The following is a 17,181-nucleotide window of genomic DNA, read 5'->3' on the forward strand; positions in this document are numbered from 1 at the left end:
CGGTTTCACGGCGGTTTCACGGCGCCCACACCCCCGGGCCTCGGCCGAGAAGTAGCCTGAGCCGCATGTCCGAGACCCGGCCGCGTCGCGCGCGCTCCCCGCGCTGGGAGCCGCTCACGGTCGGGATCGACATCGGCGGCACCAAGGTGCTCGGAGCCGTGGTCGACGCCGCGGGGACCGTGGTCGCCGTCGAGCGCCGGCCGACCGAGGGACACGACGTCACCGCCGTCGAGGACACCATCGTCGACCTGGTGGCGGGGTTCTCCGCGTCGTACGACGTGGCGGCGGTCGGCATCGGGGCCGCGGGGTTCGTCGACGTGACGCGGACCGTGGTGATGTTCTCCCCGCACCTGGACTGGCGGCGTGAGCCGCTGCGCGCCCGGGTGGCCGAGCGGGTGCGGCTGCCGGTCGTGGTCGACAACGACGCCAACACCATGGCGCTGGCCGAGTGCCGCTTCGGCGCCGGACGCGGTCACCGGTTCGTGCTCTGCGTGACGCTCGGCACCGGCATCGGCGGCGCCCTGGTCCTCGACAACCGGGTCTACCGCGGTGCCAACGGGATGGCGGGGGAGTTCGGCCACATGCAGGTCGTGCCCGACGGGCGACGGTGCGAGTGCGGCAACCGCGGCTGCTGGGAGCAGTACGCCTCGGGCAACGCCTTGGTGCGCGAGGCCCGGGAGCTGGTGCGCTCGACCTCGCCGATGGCCCGGCTGCTCCGGACCGGCGTCGCCGGGGACGCCGACCGTCTCGACGGACCGCAGATCACCGAGGCGGCCCGAGGCGGCGACCCGCTGTCGACCGAGCTGTTCGGTGACGTCGGGCGGTGGCTCGGCGTGGGCCTGGCTGGCATGACCGCGGCCTTCGACCCCGGCTGCATCATCGTCGGCGGCGGACTCTCCGATGCCGGAGACCTGCTGCTCGAGCCGACCCGGCAGGCGTTCTCCCGCTCCCTGACCGGTCGCGGCCACCGCGAGGAGCCGGTCATCGTCCGAGCAGAGCTCGGACCCAGCGCCGGCTTCATCGGCGCGGCAGACATGGCCCGCTCGGCCGCTCGTCGCTCGCGCCGCGGCCGGCTGCGGCGTACCAGTGCGAGCCGGCCCCGCCGCCGCCTCTTCGAGCGCCCGGGCGTGGACGGCTCGTCACGCTGAGTGGGTGAACCGGTGCGGGGCTCGGTGAGCTCCGCCGGCCCGGAAGGGCTTCGCCTGCCGAGCGTGATGAACCGTCCACGCGCGTGCACAGGATTGTGCACAGGGAGGCGGTTGCCTGTGCAGTCAGCGGCGGTGGCGTGCACAGTCCCTCCACAGATTCGCCTCCTTGCCTGGGGGAAACCCAGAACGTGTTGAGTCGCCTCGGCGCGCCTCCGTACAGTCACGGCGTACCTCAGGGCACGATGTCGCAAAGTCGACAAATCTCCTGAGCTCACGACACGGAGGGCAGCTCAATGCCTGGGATCTTCTCGCGCGGCCATGCGGCCGGCGACGCCACCGCCATGCCGCCGAAGGTGCGGGTGCCGGTCCCCTCGGCCACGACCGAGGAGCTGCCCCCGCCGACGTCCGAACAGGTGGCGGCGGTGTCACAGCCGGTGCCGCTGGTCGGACCGGACGACGCGGGGCCGGGCGAGGCCGAGACCGAGACCGAGCACGAGCTGGCCACCGAGGTCCAGGAGGTCGAGGAGGCCGAGGACGTCGAGCAGGAGACCCAGGTCGAGCTCGGCCCGACCGGGCGCCCGATGCCCCACTTCCCCGACCCGCCGCCGGTGACCGTGCACGGAGACGCCCGGGTCATCTCCATGTGCAACCAGAAGGGCGGCGTCGGCAAGACCACCACGACCATCAACCTCGGGGCGGCGCTGGCCGAGCAGGGCCGCAGGGTGCTCCTGGTCGACTTCGACCCGCAGGGCTCCCTCTCGGTGGGGCTGGGCCTCAACCCCCACGACATGGAGCTGACGGTCTACAACCTGCTCATGGAGCGCGACATCCCCTTGTCGGAGGTGGTGGTCCCCACGGTGGTCCCGGGGATGGACCTGCTCCCCTCCAACATCGACCTGTCCGCCGCCGAGGTCCAGCTGGTGCACGAGGTGGCCCGCGAGCAGACGCTTCAGCGGGTGATCGGCCCGGCCGTCGAGCACTACGACGTGATCCTGATCGACTGTCAGCCCTCGCTCGGGCTCCTGACGGTCAACGCGCTGACCGCCTCCAACGGCGTCATCGTGCCGCTGGAGTGCGAGTACTTCGCGCTGCGCGGCGTCGCCCTGCTGAAGACCACGATCGACAAGGTCCGCGAGCGCCTCAACCCCAACCTCGAGATCGACGGCGTCCTGGGGACGATGTTCGACGGCCGCACCCTGCACAGCCGCGAGGTCATGCAGCGGCTCGTCGAGGCCTGGGGCGACAAGGTGTTCCACACGGTGATCCGGCGCACGGTGAAGTTCTCGGACTCCACGGTCGCCGGCGAGCCGATCACGTCGTACGCCACGGCCTCGAACGGCGCCGACGCCTACCGCCAGCTGGCCAAGGAGGTGTCGCTGCGGTGTCTCGACGCGTGAACCTGCCCACGGCCGACGACCTGTTCCGCCCGACGGACTCCTCGGCGATGGCGGAGCCGGCTCCTCGCGAACGCCGGGTGCGCGCCGTACCCGCGCAGCCTGCGGAGCCCGTGGCCGACGACCCTCGCCACCGTCCCAGCGGGCGGGTGCGGCACGACGAGAAGATCACCATCTACGTCACCGCCGACGAGCTGGTCGACATCGAGCACGCCCGCCTCGAGCTACGCCGACACCACGGTCTGGCCGTCGACCGCGGCCGGCTGGTGCGCGAGGCGGTCGCCCTGGTGCTGGCCGACCTCGACGAGCGCGGGCATGACAGCATGCTCGTGCAGCGCCTGTTCGAGTCGTGACCCGGCCTGACCGAGCTCACCGAGCCATGCCGAGCCTGACCAGCCTGATCGAGGACTGAAGCACTGCCCATGACCGTCGCCACCGCGTCTGGCTCCCCGCGACCGGACGCCTCGCTCCGCCCGCCCGAGGGCGAGGCGAGCCCTGCCTTCGAGGTGCGACTGGACAACTTCGAAGGTCCCTTCGACCTCCTGCTGAGCCTGATCTCGAAGCACAAGCTGGACATCACCGAGGTGGCGCTGTCGAAGGTCACCGACGAGTTCATCGCGCACGTGAGGTCCGGCGCGGCGACACGGGGCGACGCGGGCTGGGACCTCGAGCAGACCTCGTCGTTCCTGCTCGTGGCCTCGACGCTGCTGGACCTGAAGTCCGCCCGGCTGCTGCCCCAGGGCGAGATCGAGGACGAGGACGACCTGGCCCTCCTGGAGGCGCGCGACCTGCTGTTCGCGCGGCTCCTCCAGTACCGCGCCTTCAAGCAGGTCGCCGGCCTGCTGGAGGAGCGGCTCTCCGACGAGTCGCGGCGGCATCCCCGGGCGGTGGGTCTGGAGGAGCGGTACGCCGGTCTCCTGCCCGAGGTGCTGATCGGGATCGGGCTGGACGCCTTCGGAGCGCTCGCCGCCCGGGCCCTGGAGCCCAAGCCCGAGCCGCAGCTGTCGATGCAGCACCTGCACGCACCCGCGGTCTCGGTGCGCGAGCAGGCCGAGCTCGTCGCCGGCCGGCTCCGGCGCTCGCACACCATGACGTTCCGGGCGCTGTGCGGCGATGCCCCGGACATGCTCACCACGGTCGCCCGGTTCCTGGCGCTGCTGGAGCTCTTCCGCGAGAACGCCGTGGCCTTCGACCAGGTCTCCCCGCTGGGGGAGCTGACCGTGCGCTGGACCGCCGCGGACGACCCGGAGGCCGTGGCGGAGTTCCGGATCGACGAGTTCGAGGGCAGTCCCGAGCCGGAGCCGGCCACGGCCGACCCCGACGCCACCCCCACTGCCCAGGAGGAGAGGCCATGACCGAGGACGTGCTGGAGGTCGCCGTCGCCGAGCTGCGCCCCTCGCTGGAGGCGCTGCTGATGATCGCCGACCAGCCGCTCGACGAGTCCACGCTGGCCTCGGCCGCCGGTGCTCCCGTGGCCGAGGTGGCCTCGGCGCTGGCCGAGCTCGCCGAGGAGTACGCCGCGCAGGGACGCGGCTTCGAGCTGCGCAACGTGGCCGGCGGATGGCGCTACTACACGCGCGAGGAGTTCGCGCCGGTGGTGGAGGCGTTCGTCCTCGACGGGCAGCAGGCCCGCCTGACCCAGGCCGCGCTCGAGACCTTGGCCGTCGTCGCCTACAAGCAACCCGTCTCCCGGGCTCGGGTCTCGGCCATCCGGGGGGTGAACGTCGACGGAGTCATGCGCACGCTGCTGACCCGCGGTCTGGTCGAGGAGGCCGGCGAGGACCACTCCACCGGCGCTCACCTCTACCGCACCACGTCGTACTTCATGGAGCGGATCGGGGTCAGCTCGCTCGACGAGCTGCCCGAGCTCGCGCCGTACCTCCCCGACCTGGACGACCTCGACGACCTCGAGGAGGAGCTGGGCGGCTCGGGCGGCATGGTGCCGAGCGGCTCGGCCGTCACGTCGGTCCGGGCCGACGACACCCACGGGGCGACCGGCGCCGGCGACGCGTGAGCGGTCCGGACCTGGAGCGCGACGAGGACGGCCTCGTCCGGCTCCACAAGCTCCTCGCCCGCTCGGGGGTCGCGTCCCGCCGACGCTGCGAGGAGCTGATGCTCGCCGGTGAGGTCACCGTGGACGGCGAGGTGGTGACGCGGCTGGGCACCAAGATCGACCCGGTCACCGCGGTGGTCCGCGTCTCCGGCCAGCGGCTGCCCCCGATCTCGCCCCACGTCTACCTCGCCCTGAACAAGCCGGTCGGGGTCACCTCGACGATGTCGGACCCCCACGCGGCCCGCACCCTGTCCGACCTGGTCGCCGACCGCCCCGAGCGGCTCTTCCACGTCGGACGCCTCGACACCGACACCTCGGGGCTGCTGCTGCTCACCAACGACGGCGAGTTCGCCCAGCGGATGGCGCACCCGTCCTACGAGGTGGACAAGACCTACGTCGCCGCGGTCGAGGGTGTGGTCTTCCCCAACGTCGTCAAGCGGCTGCTGGCCGGTGTGACGCTGGACGACGGCCCGGTGACGGTGTCGTCGGTGAAGCTGGTCGGCGGGCGGGGCACCACCCGCGACGGTTCGATCGTCGAGCTGGTGATCCACGAGGGCCGCAACCGGATCGTCCGTCGGCTGCTGGACGAGGTGGGCCACCCGGTGCGCCAGCTCACCCGGACCGCGATCGGGCCGGTCGTCCTGGGCCGGCTGGCCGAGGGGGAGCTGCGTGAGCTCACCGCCGACGAGCTGGGCAGCCTCCTGGACGCCGCCAGTCTCTGACGCGCGAGGTCCGGGGGGGCTTGTGTGTCTCGGGACGGCCGTCTACCCGAGCCCGCGGCATGGCGCGGTCTCAGGCACACGACCCATCCCGCGCGGGGCGGTCTCACGCCGTTAGGGTCGGGTCGTGGCAGTGAGGGCGGTGCGGGGCGCGACGCAGCTGGACGTCGACGACCGCGAGCACATGCTGGAGCGGGTCACCGAGATGGTGACCGAGGTGATGGACGCCAACGGCTGGGACGTCGACGACTTCATCTCGATCATCTTCACCGCGACCACCGACCTGGTCTCGGAGTTCCCGGCGTACGCCGCGCGGATGCTCGGCTTCACCGACGTGCCGCTGATCTGCACCCGCGAGCTGGAGATCGAGGGCTCGATGCCGCGGGTGGTGCGGATGATGGCGCACGTGGAGAGCGACCTGCCGCGCGCGGACATCACCCACGTCTACCTGCACGGGGCCGCGGCCCTGCGCCGGGACCTGACCCGGGTGCGCGCCGTACCCGACGCCGATGACTGACGCCGATGGGTGACGCGCTGCCGCAGCCGGTGCTGATCGTGGGCACCGGACTGCTCGGCACCTCGCTGGGACTCGCCCTGCGTCGCCACGACGTCGAGGTGCTGCTCGTCGACCGCAACCCCGAGAACCTGCGGACGGCGACCGGGCTCGGCGCCGGTCGGGCCTACGACGGCCCGGACTCCGGACCGGACGTCGGCCTGGTCGTCGTGGCGGTCCCTCCCGACCACGTCGCCGAGGAGATCGACCGGGCGCTGTCGACGACCGACGCGGTCGTGACCGACGTCGGGAGCGTCAAGACGGCCCCGCTGACCGCGCTCGCGGACCACGAGGGGCTGGCGAGGTACGCCGGTGGCCACCCGATGGCGGGCAGCGAGCGATCGGGCCCGCTCGCGGCGACGCCCACGATCTTCGACGGGCGGCCCTGGGCAGTCACCCCGCATGCGACATCGAGCGACGCCGCGACGGCCGCCGTCGAGGAGCTGGCGCGGCTGGCCGGAGCGAGCATCGTCCGGCTCAGCCCCGGCGAGCACGATGCGGCGGTCGCGCGCACGTCGCACCTGCCGCATCTGCTCTCGGTCCTGGTGGCCGGCCGGCTCGTCGATGCCCCGCCCGAGCATCTCGCCCTGAGCGGACAGGGTGTTCGCGACGTGACCCGGGTGGCCGGCGGCGACCCGGGGCTGTGGCAGCAGATCGTGACGGGCAACGCCGACGCCGTCGCGGGCCTGCTGGCCCAGGTCCGCGAGCAGCTCGACGTACTGATCGACGCGGTCGACCGCGGCGACCGGGGGCAGCTCGGCGCGATCCTGGAGCTGGGGGTGGCGGGCACGCGGGCGATCCCGGGCAAGCACGGCGGGCCGACCCGGCCGATGGCGTCGGTGTTCGTCTCGGTCCCCGACCATCCCGGCGAGCTCGCCCGCCTGTTCGCCGACGCCGGCGCCAGTGACGTGAACATCGAGGACGTCCGGATCGACCACGACCCCGCCCGCGAGACCGGTCTGGTCGAGATCGTCGTCGACGAGACGCGGGCGGACCACCTCCACGACTCTCTCGGATCGCGGGGCTGGGAGACCCATCGGTGACGGGTGTGGCCGCCGGGTCACGCCGGCAGCCGCAGACCTGGCTCCTGCACGGCGGCCGCCGGGCCAGCCGCTGGCTGATCCGTCGCCGCTACGACGTGCGCGAGCACGGCACCGGACACGTCCCACCGCAGGGTCCGGTGATCGTGGCGGCCAACCACACCGGCGTCGTCGACGGCCCGCTGCTGGCGATCTTCGGTCCGCGGCCGGTCCACGCGCTGACCAAGGAGGAGATGTTCCGAGGTCCGGTCGGACCGCTGCTGCGCGCGACCGGCCAGATCGAGCTGGACCGGGGCGTGTGCGACGTGCGCGCCGTACGCACCTGTCGGGAGGTCTTGGAGGGCGGGGGAGTGGTCGGCATCTTCCCCGAGGGCAACCGCGGCGCCGGTGACCTCGTCGCCTTCCGCAACGGCGCGGCGTACCTCGTGCTGGTCACCGGGGCCCCGGTGGTGCCGCTGACCATGTTCGGGACCCGGCCCGTCGGCGGTGGGAGGAACGCCGTGCCGCGGCGTGGGGCCGTGCTCGACCTGGTGTACGACGCGCCGTTCCGGGTGGGGCGCCTGCCCTGGCCGCGCACGCGGGGGATCGTGGCCGAGGCGAGCCGGGCACGTCACGCGCGAATGCGGGAAGAGCTGGCCGCCGGCCTTACGTTGACCGGACAGACGATGCCGGGGCCCATCCCCGGCGACCCGCTGGCCACCGACGAGGACGCACCATGACCACCGACGACCTGCTGCCGCCCGAGGCGGAGCCGACCGGGCCACTGCCCGTGCTGGCCGTGGTCGGCAGACCCAACGTCGGCAAGTCGACGCTCGTCAACCGCATCCTCGGCCGCCGCGAGGCGGTCGTGGAGGACGTCCCGGGAGTGACCCGCGACCGCGTGTCGTACGACGCCACCTGGGCCGGACGCGCGTTCACCCTGGTCGACACCGGCGGCTGGGACCCCGACGCGCGGGGGATGGCCGAGCGCATCCGCGAGCAGGCCGAGATCGCGGTCAGCCTGGCCGACGCCGTGCTGTTCGTCGTCGATGCCGCGGTGGGGATCACCGACGCGGACGAGGCCGTCGTGCGCGTGCTGAGGCGATCGAGGAAGCCGGTCGTGCTGGCTGCCAACAAGGTCGACGACCAGCGCGCCGAGGCCGAGTCGTTCGGGCTGTGGAACCTCGGCCTGGGCGAGCCCTACCCGGTCTCCGCGCTGCACGGTCGCGGCTCCGGCGACCTCCTCGACGCGATCTTGAGCGTCCTGCCCGAGCCTCCCGCGGAGTCGTTCGAACGGGAGGCAGGTCCGCGCCGGATCGCGATCGTCGGCAAGCCCAACGTCGGGAAGTCCTCGCTGCTCAACCAGCTGGCAGGGGCGGAGCGGGTCGTCGTCGACTCGGTGGCCGGCACCACCGTCGACCCGGTCGACGAGCTGGTCGAGCTGGGGGGCCGGACCTGGCGCTTCATCGACACCGCCGGCATCCGCAAGCGGGTCAAGGAGGCCTCGGGGCACGAGTACTACGCCTCGCTGCGCACCTCCACGGCGATCGACCGGGCCGAGGTGGCCGTGCTGGTCCTCGACGCGGGTCAGAGCATCTCCGAGCAGGACGTCCGGATCCTCCAGACGGTGCGCGACGCGGGCCGGGCGCTGGTGATCGCCTTCAACAAGTGGGACCTGGTCGACGAGGAGCGCCGCCACTACCTCGAGCGCGAGGTCGACCTGGAGCTGGTCCAGGTGCAGTGGGCACCCCGGATCAACGTCACCGCCCGCACCGGCTGGCACGTCGACCGGCTGGTGCCCGCGCTCGACAAGGCCCTGGGGGGCTGGGAGACGCGGATCTCGACCGGCGCGCTGAACGCGTTCCTCGGGCGCCTGGTCGCCGAGCACCCGCATCCGGTGCGCAGCGGGAAGCAGCCGAAGATCCTCTTCGGCACCCAGCCCTCGGTCGCGCCCCCGACCTTCGCGCTGTTCACGTCGGGCAAGCTGGATGCGGGGTACGAGCGCTACATCGAGCGCCGGCTGCGCGAGGAGTTCGGCTTCGCCGGCACGCCGATCGTGATGAACCAGCGCGTGCGGGAGCGGCGCAGGCGCTGAGCTGCACCCCTCGGCCATGCGGGCGTGAGAGCATCGGGCATGGTCACGATGCATCAGGTGGTCGCCTTCGGCCTCGTCGCGCTGGTGGTGATCGCCATCCCCGGCCCGAGCGTGGTCTTCACCGTGGGGCGAGCGCTGACCTACGGCCGCTCGGTCGCGCTCACGACCGTCGTCGGCAACTCCCTGGGTCTGCTGACCGCGCTCGTGCTGGTCGTGCTCGGACTCGGGCAGCTGGTCGCCACCTCCGACGCCGTCTTCGAGGGCGTCAAGGTCGTCGGCGCGGTCTACCTGGTCTACCTCGGCGTGCAGGCGTTGCGTCATCGGCACGCGATCACCGTGAGCGACGGCAGCCGCGCCGCACCGCCCCTGCGGCCGCTGACGGCTCTGCGACAGGGCTACTTCGTGGGGTTCACCAACCCCAAGGGCTACGTGATGTTCGTGGCGCTGCTTCCGCAGTTCCTCGACCGCGACCGCGGACACGACAGCCTCCAGATGCTGCTGCTGGGCTCGATGGCCTTCGGGATCGGCCTGTGCTCGGACAGCTTGTGGGCGCTCCTGGCCAGCCAGCTGCGCCGCTGGTTCAACGCCTCCCCGAAGCGCGGTCGGACGCTGGGGACCGTGGGCGGGGTGTCGATGATCGGGCTCGGCGTGGCCGTCGCCGTGGGCGGGCGGCCGGGCTCGTGAGGGTGCGCGCGACCGCGGTCGGGGTGGCGTGCGCACTGGCCGCGACCGGCGCGACGTACGCCGGGGTGACCGGGACGGCGTGGTCCAGCGACCATCCGGCACCCGACGCGGCCGGACGGGCCGGTGCCCGGCCGGTCGCCGGGACGTCGTGCCCGGTCTTCCCGGCCGACAACTGGTGGAACGCCGACATCCGCGGCCTGCCGGTCGACACCCGCAGCAAGGTCTGGATGAGCCACATGTCCAAGAGCCTGAACCTGCACCCCGACTTCGGGCCGTCGTTCGGCGACGGGCCCAACTACGGCATCCCGATCACGGTGGTCGGGAAGCACCATCCGCGGGTGCACGTGAGGTTCCAGTACTCCGGTGACAGCGACCACGTGCGCTACCCGCTCGGCAAGGACACCCGCATCGAGGGCGGCCGCCACTCCTCGGGCGACAAGCATGCGATCGTCATCGACAAGGCCACCTGCCGGCTCTACGAGACCTGGCTGACAACGGAGAAGAACGGGCACTGGCACGCAGGCTCGGGCGCGACGTGGTCGCTGAGCTCGGACAAGCTGCGGAAGAGGGGCGACACGTCGGCCGACGCCGCCGGCCTGCCGATCCTGCCCGGCCTGCTGCGCTGGAACGAGGTGAAGGCAGGGCACGTCGACCACGCGATTCGGTTCACCACCGACATCACCTCCCGGCACTTCCTGTGGCCGGCCCGGCATCAGGCGGGGGGCACCAAGAGCTGGAAGTACCCGCCGATGGGTGCGCGCTTCCGGCTGCGCGCGTCGTACCACCCGCAGGGCTTCGGCAAGAAGGCGATGGCGGTGGTGCGGGCGATGAAGACCTACGGTCTCGTGCTGGCCGACAACGGTTCGCCGTGGTACTTCCAGGGCGAGCAGAACGCGAGGTGGCCCGACTCCTTCATCGAGCAGCTCAAGCAGATCCCGGCGCGGGACTTCGTGGCGGTCGACACGTCGTCGCTCAAGGTCAGCAACAACAGCGGCGCCACCCAGTAGGGCCAGGAGGGCCCAGGAGAGCCCCCTAGGGCTCCGGGCGGCGCCGCCCGGCGCGGCGGCCGCTCAGCCCTCGAGCGCGGCGTCCAGGGTGATCTCGACGCCGGTGAGCGCCTTGCTTATCGGGCAGCCGGCCTTGGCGGCCTGGGCGGCCTGCACGAAGCCCGCCTCGTCCAGACCGTCGACCTCACCGCGCACGGTGAGCTTGATGCCGGTCAGGCGGAAGCCTCCGGCCGGGTCGGGGCCGAGCGAGACGTCGGCCTGGACGTCGAGCGCGATCGGCGTCCCTCCGGCCTGGGCGACCAGGTTGGACAGCTGCATGGAGTAGCAGGCGGAGTGGGCCGCGGCGACCAGCTCCTCGGGGCTGGTGGCGCCGCCGGCGTCGTCAGCGGCCCGCTTGGGGAAGGACACCTCGAAGGTCGCCAGCTGTGAGCTGGTGAGCTCGACCTGGCCGGAGCCGTCCTGGAGACCGCCGGTCCAGGCGGTGCGTGCGGTGCGAGTCGGCATGGGGGGTGACCTCCTGAGTGGCGGAACGACGTTGTCTGGGCAACCCGCCGTGCGGGCACGTCATTCCACCCTAGGCCCGGGAGCCCCGAGACTTCAGACCGAGGTCCGTCAGCGGCGGCGCGTGCTCTTCTGGTCGTCCGGAAGCAGCTGGTACCGCAGGGCGCCCGCCATCGCCACGGCCGCGATGGAGTAGATGAAGTACAGGTACAGGCCCACCTCGAAGCTGAGGGCTAGGCACAGGATCGCGAAGAACAGCAGGATGTTCGCGATGGTCAGGTTCGACATGCACACGTCCTTGTGGGGTGGACGCCCCCCGGCGTCTGAGCCACGCCGGTGAAGCGATGCTGTGTCGATCCTCTGCCCTGGGGGTAAAAACCACAAAGAACCCCAGGCAGACTTCCCCCAAATGGGCTAGGGAAGGGTTGATCAACGGCGCCGTCGCGAGCGTCGCGGCAGGCGGGACTGATCAGCGCTTCCCTCAGGGGCCTCGCGAGCCGGACTCGGCCCTGCCGACGGTGGAGAGCCGGCGCTCATGCCACCGGCCCGGCCATCAGGGTCACCGAGGAGATGTGCGAGGTCCCGTCCGCGTCGCTCCAGGTCAGGCGGACCTGGTCGCCGGGGGAGTAGGCGGTCACCGCGGCACGGAGCTGCTGGGCAGTGGTGACACGGGTGGTGCCGACGCGGGTGATGGTGTCGCCCGCGGTGACTCCCGCGCGTGCCGCGGGAGTGCCGGCGTACACCTGGGCGACGCGGGTGCCGTTGCCGGTCAGGCCGATGCCGAGGAACGCCGGCGTGCCGTACTCGTAGCGGGCGTTCTGCGTGCCGTTCTCGAGGTCGCCCGCGATGTGGACGACGGTCGCGATCGGGATGGCATACCCGACGACGTCGTTGCCTCCCGAGGACGCGGCGGTGGTCATGGCGACGACCTCGCCCTGGGAGTCGTAGGTCGCGCCGCCGGAGTCGCCGGGGATCACGTCGCTGCTGATCTTGATCAGCCCGCTCAGCCTCTCGCCCGGGTGGCCCGACTCGCTCTGGGTGGTGATGTGCTGGTCGGTCGCGGTGATCTTCCCGGCCGCAGCGGAGAACTTGGTGTTGCCGCCGGCGTCGCCGACGGCCGTGACGGCGTCACCGACCGAGGCGGCGTCGGTGTCCGTGGTGACGGTCTGGAGCCCGGAGGCGCTGTCGAGCTGGATGACGGCGACGTCGTCCTTGGCGTCGGTGCCGACGACGTTCGCGTCGTAGCTTCGACCGGTGCTCATCACGGTCACCCGCAGCCGGGTCGCGCCCTCGACGACGTGATGGTTGGTGACGACCTCCCCGGTACTGGTCAGGATCATGCCGGTGCCGGCAGCCTTGCCGCCCTCGTACTTGAGGGTGGCCGTGATCTGGACGAGCCCGGTGAGCTGGCTGGTGGTGGCCGGCGTACCGCTCGACGAGCCGTAGGGCGAGCCACCGGTCCCTCCGCCACTGAACGGCCTGCTGCCGAACGGACTGCCCTGGCCGTACTGGCCGCCTTGGCCGAACGGGGAACCCTCACCCTGACCGTTGGGGGTCTGGCCGGACGACTGCCCCCCGGCGTACCCCGACGGGCCGCCGGCTGTCGACTGACCATGCTGGCCGAGGTGACCGAGCGCGAAGCCCGCTCCGCCAGCGACGGCGACGACCGCGAGCGCCGTCCCGACCGCGAGCATCCTCGGCCCGCGGCGCCGCGGTGGAGTGGGCGGCGTCGCGGACGATATGAGTTGGGCCCCCGCGGCGGGCGGCACCGGCGCGCCGTACCGGGCAAGGTGGTGGTCCAGGTAGGCGTGCGGGTCGATCGGCTGCTCGGATGCAGGGCCGAGCGCGGGGCCAGTCGCTGGGCCGGTTGCGGGGTCTGCCAGGTGGCCCGGGTCGGACTGCTCGGGGGATCGCGGGTCCTGCTCGTCCATGTCGGCCATGGGCTCCTCCTCGTCGAATGAGTCCATCAAGCCGCGCAATCCTCGGAGGAACCTGTGAGCCGGCTTTGCGAGCGATAGCCGCTGAGGAAGAAGTTCCTGAGACTCCGGCCGATTCAGGCCCTCACCACTGCCTACGGTAGCCTTCACACCGCTCCGCGGCCGCGCCCGGGGCATCGGGCTGTGGCGCAGTTTGGTAGCGCACTTGACTGGGGGTCAAGGGGTCGCAGGTTCAAATCCTGTCAGCCCGACCGATCGAACTCGCTCTGGCCTGCAGAAACGCCGGGGCGGGGACGGCTCTTCATTCGAACCAGAAGGCGCTATTCCCCACTTATTCCCGAAGTATTCGGCCTTCCTCCGGCTCTGCCTCGGCCAGCTCGTCCAGAATGTGCGCCACGTCGGCGGCGATCGCCGGCTTGGAGATGTAGAACTCGCGGGTGATTGCGGGGGAGGAGTGCCCGAGCTGCTTAGAGGCAGTCTCGGCGTCGACCCGCTCCGAGATGAGCGTCGCCACGGTCTTGCGGAACGTGTGCGGGGTGACCCAGTCGAGGCCGGTGTCTTTGCGGATCTGCCGCCAGCGCCGCTCGACGTTGTTGACCTGCTGCCAGGTGCCGTTGCGTGTCGGAAACACCGCGTCGTTCGGGTTCTCCCGTGGTGCCCCCTGACGACGTTTTAGCACTGCGATGGCGAAGTCCGGAAGGACGACCGTCCTCACGCTGGCGTCCGACTTGGGGCTGGGCTTGCGGTGCGTGCCATTGCCCGGCTCGGTCTTGATCGTTCCGTTGATGGTGAGGCTCGGACGTGTGGCGTCGAGTGTCACGTCGACCCAGCGCACCGCGAGGATCTCGCCGATCCTCGCGCCGGTGGCCAGCATCAGGTCGATGATGTCGGCCATGTCGCTGGACGCCTTTGGTCCGGGCCGTTGCTTGGCCGTCCACGCGCGGAGAGCCTCGCGGACGGTGTTGAGGTCCTCTAGGGTCAGCGAGCGAGTCTCGGACCTCGCGCGGTGGATGCGTGACGTCTGCTGGACTGGATTCACGGTGAGTGCGTCGTGACGCACAGCCATCCCCACCATTGCGCCCATCACCACCTTCGCCTTTCGTTGACGGCTGGCGCTTGTCGCCCGGAGTCGGACGAGGAACAGGTCCAGTCGACTGGTGGTCAACTCCCGAAGTCGCAGGCCCCCAAGCTCAGGGATCACGACCTTGTTGAGCACGCGCTCGTACTCGTTGATGGTCGTGGTCTCGATCCGGCCCTCGTCGCGCAGGAAGGTGAGCCACAGGGCTGCGAGCTTCGCGATGGTGGTGTCGGCGGTGATCGCTTGCTGCGTCGGTCTCGCTCGATCTACGAGCTTCTCCCGCAACGCACGCTCTGCAGCAGCGATCGTGGTGCCCGTGGCCGTGACCTCGCGCGGCACGCCGTCCTTATCCCGGATCCGCGTGCGCGCCCTGTACACACCCTCGCGGATCCGCTTCGTTCGAATCGTTCCCCAAGTGCCCAGCGATGTCGGTGGGCGTCCGCGTCCCATCTCGCATCCCCTTCAGCGCGGCTGGCTCGCTCGGGACAGCGAGACGCCGTCTCCCGCTCGCTGCTCCGCGACGGACGGGCTGTCGTCGAAGCACTCCAGGTGCTCGGCGATCCAGGCGTCGAGATCGGAACGGCGGTAGCGCAGGCAGCCTCCGAGCTTCACGGCTCTCGGGCCGAAGCCCGCTCGCCGAGTCCGCCAGGTGTATAGCGTCGCTTTCGGGATCGAGAGGTAAGTCGCGGCCTGGTCAATGGTGAGGATGCTGCCCTCCCCAGTGGTGTCGACAGTCGTGCTCATGATGTGCTCCTTCGTCGTGATGAGGACAGGTTTGCCCTCGTACTGAAGGTGTGCACCGGAGAACGGCCTTGCCTGTGGAGAACCCCCGGGTGAAGTGACCGTGACGACGAGTTCGACGAAGTGTCGTCCTACGGCGAGCAAACGGGGGCTTGCGGTCGCTACGGTGGTCCGCGCAGTGGTGCTCCAGGCGATCGTTCCGGTCGACGACCTCAAGTCAGCGCTCGAAAAACTGGAGACAGACCTCGCCGCCCTGCGCCGGAAGGCACTCAGCGCCTGAGGTCTGTCGGTCACAGGATTGTTCGGCCGGGCCGACTCACCGGGCGGTGGATCAGCGCTAGGGAGAGTTCGACCCTGGCCGGACCGGGTGTCGCGATCTGGTGGGCGGGGCGAGGCCGGAGCTGGTCGCGCACGGTGTCGATGAGTTCACGGTGGGTGGTGCGGTCGGCGGGAACCAACCGTTCGCGAACCGGGGCGACAAGCTCGCCACTGTTCTCGACGAGCCTGGGGAGTCGGACGCGCTGGAAGAGTGCACCGGCGTCGATGCCGTCCTCGATCACATTCGCGATGCGTCTGTCGAGGCGGTCGAAGAGAAGTTGGAAGCCGCTCAGCACGCGGGGCTCCACGATCGTGTCGGCAGGAAGCGCCCGGAGGCGGCTGACCGCGTTCGCTCCTTCGGACGCGGCGGGTCCGCCTGAGCCGAGGAGTCCGCCGATAGGTCGGAACTGCCGTTGAAGTTGGAGGTAGGTCTCAGCCCGGGCGGTCCAGCGGTCGGCGAGCCGATCGTCGACCCGGGCGGCGAACGGGACGAGGTGCCGGGAGAGGAGTCGTTGGGAGTCGATGACGTAGCGGAGGTTGGTCGCGTTGGGGACCGACTTCATCCGTACGACGAGGTTGTGCTCGGCTTGGAGTACCCCGAGGATTCCGGGCTTCGCAGGTCCGGTGATCGGTTTGGTCTTGGGCCGCCAGCCGAGAGTGTCGACGGTGTAGTCGGGTTGGCCGAGGCTCACATCGAGCGCGGCTGCGAGTGCGGCCCAGCCGAGCCGGCTGCCTTGCGTGAGCTGCTCCCAGCCGGGGGTGTTGCGGTAGCGCTGATCGAGCACGACCAGCGCCTGCGTAATAGCCGCGACGTCCGCGACGATGGCCTGGGCTTGGGGCACCGACATCGCGGTGGCGACGTCGGGTGCGGTGTCGTGCTCGGCGAGCGCAGCGGCCCGGGCAGCAGTCCGCCAAAGTTCGAGCGACTCGTGGCCCGTGGGTGTGGTGAGCTGTTCGATGCTCGCCGAAGTCGCGGTTGCTGCGGTCTTGGCCAGGTTGATGGCGCGGGCGAGTTCGCCGGCGGGGGAAGCTGCGTGTCCGGCGGTGCCGACGGAGCGGAACGGGTTCTGCTGGGCGGGTGTCTGGTTGGAGAACGTCAACGAACTGACCGACTCCAGCGCCTGGCTGGACCAGACCCATGACCGTCTGGCGGTACTGGCGGATCTGCGCGCCGATGTCGGCTCGTTCGGTGGGGGTGCCGCCGAGGCGCTGCTGGACGCGGTGCTGGCGCAGGAGTTCGGCGAACACCGCGCGCATGGCGGCGCCGGTCTCGCCGTACATCAGCCGCAGTCCTGCGTGTAGGCCTCTTGCAGCATCCACAGGACGAGTTCGACGCTGAGCGGATCAACGCCGTGCTGCTTGAGGTCTTCGATCGCCGCGGTGGCGAGGTCGAACTGGATGGCCCGGTCCTGGGTGAGGGCGTCGAGGCAGACGTCGGGGCTCTGGTCGCAGTGGAGCCGGTCGAGCTCGATGAGGACTTGCTCGTAGGCCGAGGACGCGTCGTCGTTGCTGGCTTCGTCGGCGAGCGCGGCCACGTAGGTGCGGGCCTGGGCGAGGGTGTGTGCGTGCCGGAGCTGCATGAGTGACCTCCTTCATGGATTGGTCTCGATGGTTCGGCTGATCTCCCTGGGGCGGGCGACCGGCGGTGTTGATCTGTGGAGGACCGGTCTGCCGGTGTGGGTGGAGCGGGGTGTCGGTCAGCCGGCGAGCTGGTCGTCGGTGATCGCCTGGGCACGTCGGCGACGGAGCACGTCGCTACGCACGAACTCCTCGAAGTCCGCGGCCCGGTCCCGAATCTCGACCTCGCCCGGACTTGGCTCGGCGGGTTCGCCGGGCCAAATGGTCAGGCGGGTGGGGCGGTCGCGGTCGAGCCGGGTCCCGCACAGTGCGACCCACTCGCGGAGCCGATGGCGGGCCTCGGCGAAGTCCCGCAT

General features: G+C 71.1%; 20 protein-coding genes, 1 tRNA gene and 1 pseudogene. 14 read left to right on the plus strand and 8 right to left on the minus strand.

The annotated features are described in order from the left end of the window. The first annotated feature begins 65 nt into the window (after positions 1 to 65). The 12 genes from VHW64_RS18090 (at position 66) to VHW64_RS18145 (ending at position 10,672) form a co-directional block, all read left to right on the plus strand. On the plus strand, positions 66 to 1,148 hold the full coding sequence (locus VHW64_RS18090; RefSeq protein WP_329651972.1) for an ROK family glucokinase: 1,083 nt from the start codon (positions 66 to 68) through the stop codon (positions 1,146 to 1,148). Between the two features lie 293 nt (positions 1,149 to 1,441). Next, complete coding sequence (locus VHW64_RS18095) at positions 1,442 to 2,545, plus strand: ParA family protein (protein WP_329651973.1); 1,104 nt, start codon at positions 1,442 to 1,444, stop codon at positions 2,543 to 2,545. Then, positions 2,530 to 2,895 carry a hypothetical protein gene (locus tag VHW64_RS18100; protein WP_329651974.1) on the plus strand — a complete coding sequence of 122 codons (366 nt, stop codon included), beginning with the start codon at positions 2,530 to 2,532 and terminating at the stop codon, positions 2,893 to 2,895. The genes VHW64_RS18095 and VHW64_RS18100 overlap by 16 nt, the downstream gene beginning before the upstream one ends. A 69-nt stretch (positions 2,896 to 2,964) precedes the next feature. Then, a complete protein-coding gene (locus VHW64_RS18105; RefSeq protein WP_329651975.1) occupies positions 2,965 to 3,897 on the plus strand; it encodes a ScpA family protein in 933 nt (310 codons plus the stop codon). After that, complete coding sequence (gene scpB, locus VHW64_RS18110) at positions 3,894 to 4,556, plus strand: SMC-Scp complex subunit ScpB (protein WP_329651976.1); 663 nt, start codon at positions 3,894 to 3,896, stop codon at positions 4,554 to 4,556. The genes VHW64_RS18105 and scpB overlap by 4 nt, the downstream gene beginning before the upstream one ends. Beyond that, complete coding sequence (locus VHW64_RS18115) at positions 4,553 to 5,317, plus strand: pseudouridine synthase (protein ID WP_329651977.1); 765 nt, start codon at positions 4,553 to 4,555, stop codon at positions 5,315 to 5,317. Before scpB ends, VHW64_RS18115 begins: the two co-directional genes overlap by 4 nt. Before the next feature lie 124 nt (positions 5,318 to 5,441). Then, entirely contained in the window at positions 5,442 to 5,831 is a 390-nt protein-coding gene (gene aroH, locus VHW64_RS18120; RefSeq protein ID WP_329651978.1) for a chorismate mutase, read from the plus strand. A gap of 5 nt (positions 5,832 to 5,836) precedes the next feature. Next, positions 5,837 to 6,910: a prephenate dehydrogenase gene (locus VHW64_RS18125; RefSeq protein ID WP_329651979.1), complete on the plus strand. Its 1,074-nt coding sequence runs from the start codon at positions 5,837 to 5,839 to the stop codon at positions 6,908 to 6,910. After that, on the plus strand, positions 6,907 to 7,626 hold the full coding sequence (locus VHW64_RS18130) for a lysophospholipid acyltransferase family protein (RefSeq protein WP_329651980.1): 720 nt from the start codon (positions 6,907 to 6,909) through the stop codon (positions 7,624 to 7,626). Before VHW64_RS18125 ends, VHW64_RS18130 begins: the two co-directional genes overlap by 4 nt. Beyond that, a complete protein-coding gene (gene der, locus VHW64_RS18135) occupies positions 7,623 to 8,981 on the plus strand; it encodes a ribosome biogenesis GTPase Der (RefSeq protein WP_329651981.1) in 1,359 nt (452 codons plus the stop codon). The genes VHW64_RS18130 and der overlap by 4 nt, the downstream gene beginning before the upstream one ends. Positions 8,982 to 9,020: 39 nt before the next feature. Continuing rightward, a complete protein-coding gene (locus tag VHW64_RS18140; protein ID WP_329651982.1) occupies positions 9,021 to 9,665 on the plus strand; it encodes a LysE family translocator in 645 nt (214 codons plus the stop codon). 2 nt (positions 9,666 to 9,667) lie between these two features. Next, on the plus strand, positions 9,668 to 10,672 hold the full coding sequence (locus VHW64_RS18145; protein WP_329651983.1) for a hypothetical protein: 1,005 nt from the start codon (positions 9,668 to 9,670) through the stop codon (positions 10,670 to 10,672). A 63-nt stretch (positions 10,673 to 10,735) separates the two neighbouring features. Here the strand turns inward: VHW64_RS18145 and VHW64_RS18150 are convergent, their stop codons facing one another. The 3 genes from VHW64_RS18150 to VHW64_RS18160 form a co-directional block, all read right to left on the minus strand. Beyond that, on the minus strand, positions 10,736 to 11,176 hold the full coding sequence (locus VHW64_RS18150; protein ID WP_329651984.1) for an OsmC family peroxiredoxin: 441 nt from the start codon (positions 11,174 to 11,176) through the stop codon (positions 10,736 to 10,738). 108 nt (positions 11,177 to 11,284) lie between these two features. Continuing rightward, on the minus strand, positions 11,285 to 11,461 hold the full coding sequence (locus VHW64_RS18155; RefSeq protein ID WP_329651985.1) for a hypothetical protein: 177 nt from the start codon (positions 11,459 to 11,461) through the stop codon (positions 11,285 to 11,287). Between the two features lie 245 nt (positions 11,462 to 11,706). Next, positions 11,707 to 13,140, minus strand: a complete 1,434-nt coding sequence (locus tag VHW64_RS18160; protein WP_329651986.1) for a S1C family serine protease — start codon at positions 13,138 to 13,140, stop codon at positions 11,707 to 11,709. 147 nt (positions 13,141 to 13,287) lie between these two features. On the opposite strand from VHW64_RS18160, the gene VHW64_RS18165 reads away from it, so the two are divergent. Next, a tRNA-Pro gene (locus tag VHW64_RS18165) sits at positions 13,288 to 13,361 on the plus strand. A gap of 80 nt (positions 13,362 to 13,441) precedes the next feature. Here VHW64_RS18165 and VHW64_RS18170 read toward each other — a convergent pair. The 3 genes from VHW64_RS18170 to VHW64_RS18180 form a co-directional block, all read right to left on the minus strand. After that, entirely contained in the window at positions 13,442 to 14,527 is a 1,086-nt protein-coding gene (locus VHW64_RS18170) for a site-specific integrase (protein ID WP_329651987.1), read from the minus strand. A gap of 123 nt (positions 14,528 to 14,650) precedes the next feature. Beyond that, complete coding sequence (locus tag VHW64_RS18175) at positions 14,651 to 14,932, minus strand: helix-turn-helix domain-containing protein (protein ID WP_329651988.1); 282 nt, start codon at positions 14,930 to 14,932, stop codon at positions 14,651 to 14,653. Between the two features lie 287 nt (positions 14,933 to 15,219). Then, complete coding sequence (locus VHW64_RS18180; protein WP_329651989.1) at positions 15,220 to 16,347, minus strand: hypothetical protein; 1,128 nt, start codon at positions 16,345 to 16,347, stop codon at positions 15,220 to 15,222. On the opposite strand from VHW64_RS18180, the gene VHW64_RS18185 reads away from it, so the two are divergent. Continuing rightward, positions 16,334 to 16,549, plus strand: coding sequence for a hypothetical protein (locus VHW64_RS18185; RefSeq protein ID WP_329651990.1), 216 nt, complete (start codon positions 16,334 to 16,336; stop codon positions 16,547 to 16,549). The genes VHW64_RS18180 and VHW64_RS18185 overlap by 14 nt on opposite strands. Here VHW64_RS18185 and VHW64_RS18190 read toward each other — a convergent pair. Continuing rightward, positions 16,528 to 16,827: a hypothetical protein gene (locus VHW64_RS18190; protein WP_329651991.1), complete on the minus strand. Its 300-nt coding sequence runs from the start codon at positions 16,825 to 16,827 to the stop codon at positions 16,528 to 16,530. The two genes, VHW64_RS18185 and VHW64_RS18190, sit on opposite strands and share 22 nt — an antisense overlap. Before the next feature lie 117 nt (positions 16,828 to 16,944). Continuing rightward, a pseudogene (locus VHW64_RS18195) lies at positions 16,945 to 17,181 on the minus strand (hypothetical protein); the annotation flags it as partial.

This window comes from Nocardioides sp., from assembly GCF_036267815.1.
GTDB lineage: Bacteria > Actinomycetota > Actinomycetes > Propionibacteriales > Nocardioidaceae > Nocardioides.

Excerpts from the sequence above, each read along its gene's own strand:
- VHW64_RS18090 (WP_329651972.1), top strand. The coding sequence starts at position 66 with ATGTCCGAGACCCGGCCGCGTCGCGCGCGCTCCCCGCGCTGGGAGCCG.
- VHW64_RS18095 (WP_329651973.1), top strand. The coding sequence starts at position 1,442 with ATGCCTGGGATCTTCTCGCGCGGCCATGCGGCCGGCGACGCCACCGCC.
- VHW64_RS18105 (WP_329651975.1), top strand. The coding sequence starts at position 2,965 with ATGACCGTCGCCACCGCGTCTGGCTCCCCGCGACCGGACGCCTCGCTC.
- scpB (WP_329651976.1), top strand. The coding sequence starts at position 3,894 with ATGACCGAGGACGTGCTGGAGGTCGCCGTCGCCGAGCTGCGCCCCTCG.
- VHW64_RS18125 (WP_329651979.1), top strand. The coding sequence starts at position 5,837 with ATGGGTGACGCGCTGCCGCAGCCGGTGCTGATCGTGGGCACCGGACTG.
- der (WP_329651981.1), top strand. The coding sequence starts at position 7,623 with ATGACCACCGACGACCTGCTGCCGCCCGAGGCGGAGCCGACCGGGCCA.
- VHW64_RS18140 (WP_329651982.1), top strand. The coding sequence starts at position 9,021 with ATGGTCACGATGCATCAGGTGGTCGCCTTCGGCCTCGTCGCGCTGGTG.
- VHW64_RS18150 (WP_329651984.1), bottom strand. The coding sequence starts at position 11,176 with ATGCCGACTCGCACCGCACGCACCGCCTGGACCGGCGGTCTCCAGGAC.
- VHW64_RS18155 (WP_329651985.1), bottom strand. The coding sequence starts at position 11,461 with ATGTCGAACCTGACCATCGCGAACATCCTGCTGTTCTTCGCGATCCTG.
- VHW64_RS18160 (WP_329651986.1), bottom strand. The coding sequence starts at position 13,140 with ATGGACTCATTCGACGAGGAGGAGCCCATGGCCGACATGGACGAGCAG.
- VHW64_RS18175 (WP_329651988.1), bottom strand. The coding sequence starts at position 14,932 with ATGAGCACGACTGTCGACACCACTGGGGAGGGCAGCATCCTCACCATT.
- VHW64_RS18190 (WP_329651991.1), bottom strand. The coding sequence starts at position 16,827 with ATGCAGCTCCGGCACGCACACACCCTCGCCCAGGCCCGCACCTACGTG.